This window comes from Streptomyces sp. NPDC045470 (genome assembly GCF_040646595.1).
In the GTDB taxonomy this organism is placed as follows: Bacteria; Actinomycetota; Actinomycetes; order Streptomycetales; family Streptomycetaceae; genus Streptomyces.
Genome location: NZ_JBEZAN010000057.1, coordinates 1 through 2,154, shown reverse-complemented (window position 1 = coordinate 2,154; position 2,154 = coordinate 1). Strand labels below are relative to the sequence as shown.

The following is a 2,154-nucleotide window of genomic DNA, read 5'->3' as shown; positions in this document are numbered from 1 at the left end:
CTCAGCTCGCCGACACCTCCCACTCTCCTCGTCCCTCGTCCAGTGGGTGGTGTCGGGGAGGTGAGGTGCAGGGGGTGTTTGGGCGGGGCGGGTGAGGGTCGGGGAAGGGTGTTTGTGAGGGGTCAAGTGAGGAGTCAAGTGGGGTTGGTGAGGTGGTCGGGGAGTGATCGGGAAGAGGTGGCTGGGTGGGGTGCGTGGTCGGGTGGATTGGCTGGGTGGGGTGCGGCGGATTAGCGAGCGATGTGGTTGGGGGTCTGTGGCTGAGTCGGGTGAGGGGCTGAGGGTGCGGTGAAGCGGGGGAACGGGGGAAGGAGGTGGCGGAAGGCAGCAGGAGGGCGTGCAGGGGCGCAGGAGGGTGCGGACCGGCGGAGCCGGAGCAAGCTAGATACTTAACCGTGCTAAGTGGCTTGCGGCCTGGTCAGGCCGGGATGCGTTGCACTGTGCTGGGGGTGCAGGCGCAGGGGGCCAGAAGTCGTTGGAGGCGTCCGTTTTGACGCGTTGGGTTGCTTGCGGGTTCTTTACAAGCTGGCCAACTTCTTCGTGACCTTCCTCTTCGACCTGTTCAGCCGCCACCACGAGATCGAACTCTTGAGCTGGAGAGCGCCAAGCTCATCGAGCGCGGGCAGGCCCTTCTCGGCCAACTTGCGGGAGGTACGTCCTGGGTCTTCCCCTGGATGAGCGTCGATGAGTGCGTGCGCCTCCCTGACTCGGGTTGAGGCAAGCGGATGACGGCTCAGTCTGTCTTCGATCTCCCTCAACTGGGCTTCAAGAGCTGCCCGAGATTTCTTCCGAAGCGCCATGTCCAGCCCTCTTCTCAATCGTCCTTGTGGATCGCGTAGTGCACCGTTCCGACGGTGACGCCCTCCTTGGCGGCAATGGCGCGCATGGAGAGCCCTTCCGCGCGCAGGGCGCGGATGCGTTCATGGCGCGCGGCGGCGTCCGCCAAGTAGTCCGCGCGCTCCTGGGCGACGGTGCGGCGGATGGTGCGCGGCGAGACTCCGAATCGCTCGGCTAGTTCGCGGGCGGACTGCTTGCGCTTGGCGCGTGTGGGGCCGGTGCTCATGCGTTCTCCTCCAGGATCAAACGGGCGCGCTCCTGACGCTCCTGCGTCCGTGTTTCGCCGCTCTTAGTGCCGCCCTTGCGGCCTCGTGCGGCCTGGATCGTGGAGAAGGTGGCTTCGTAGACGGCGGGGCCGTCGGCCCACATGCGTGAGCAGGTGGTGATCCAGCGGTGGATGCTGTGGGCGATGTCCAGGGCCTCCCGGTGCGGGAGCGGTTCGGAGAATCCGGCGTTGAGCTCGTGCACGCGCTCGACGATCGCCAGGCGCAGCCTTTCGGGGTCGCCCCAGTGGTGGCGCACCTCGCGGTAGGCCCACACGCGGGCGGTCTCGAAGATCGAACAGTTGCGGCCCAGGCCGACCGGCGCGCGGCGTCGTGAGCGTCGCCAGGCGGGCGCCGGCATGTGGCCGGCCTCTTCCAGCCGGCTCGCCAGTTCTCCGAGGCTGTAGAGCCGGTCAGAGGTCCAGGAGGTGTGCCAGGAGCCGTGCTCGGGGTTCTTCGTGATCAGACCGCTGTAGGCGGCGTCTCCGTCCACGGAGCGGCGCAGGCCCTCGGTGACGGCCGCGGCGAACGCCAGCGGCTTGCGCTGGGCGTACTCGGTGCGCGTGACCGGCTCCTGCAAGGCCCACACCGCGTGCGCGTGCCCGTTCTCCGGGTTCTCCACCACCGCGTTGGGGAGCCAGTCCTGGCGGTCCCAGAGCGCGCGCATGAGGGCGTCCTCGTGATCGACGTCCACCACCAGCAGGTTCGAGAGGGATCGCGGGTTGGCCTCGATGTACCGGCGTCCGCGTGCGTCCTTGCGTGCGGTGCGGTAGATCCCGGCCCGCAGGTCATCCGATGCGAGCGGCCATAGCGGCAGCCACATCTGCTCCCACGTCTGGGCGTCTCGCGTCGTCAGCGTCATGGGCACACCCTCGCACGAACCTCCCGCATGTTCAAAGTGGGACGCGAAGCCAAGTCAGATGTTTCCCCCGACAAGCCGCTCTCTCACACCCTCCCCGGCCCTGCGGTGACCACTGCCGGGACCACCTGCACACCGGGTGCTGCGCACCCAGGCTGCACCCCTTCCCGAGCACGCCGAGAGGGTGCCCCAGTC

The 2,154-nt window shown here is 67.9% G+C and carries 2 protein-coding genes; both read right to left on the bottom strand.

What is annotated here, in order from left to right:
* Window positions 1-814: 814 nt before the first annotated feature.
* The gene (locus AB0A97_RS41605; protein ID WP_041104739.1) at window positions 815-1,063 is read right to left on the bottom strand and encodes an HTH domain-containing protein; all 249 of its coding nucleotides are present in this window, start codon (window positions 1,061-1,063) and stop codon (window positions 815-817) included.
* A complete protein-coding gene (locus AB0A97_RS41600; protein ID WP_041104741.1) occupies window positions 1,060-1,962 on the bottom strand; it encodes a replication initiation protein in 903 nt (300 codons plus the stop codon). Before AB0A97_RS41600 ends, AB0A97_RS41605 begins: the two co-directional genes overlap by 4 nt.
* Window positions 1,963-2,154 lie beyond the last annotated feature (192 nt).

Excerpts from the sequence above, each read along its gene's own strand:
- AB0A97_RS41605 (WP_041104739.1), bottom strand. The coding sequence starts at position 1,063 with ATGAGCACCGGCCCCACACGCGCCAAGCGCAAGCAGTCCGCCCGCGAA.
- AB0A97_RS41600 (WP_041104741.1), bottom strand. The coding sequence starts at position 1,962 with ATGACGCTGACGACGCGAGACGCCCAGACGTGGGAGCAGATGTGGCTG.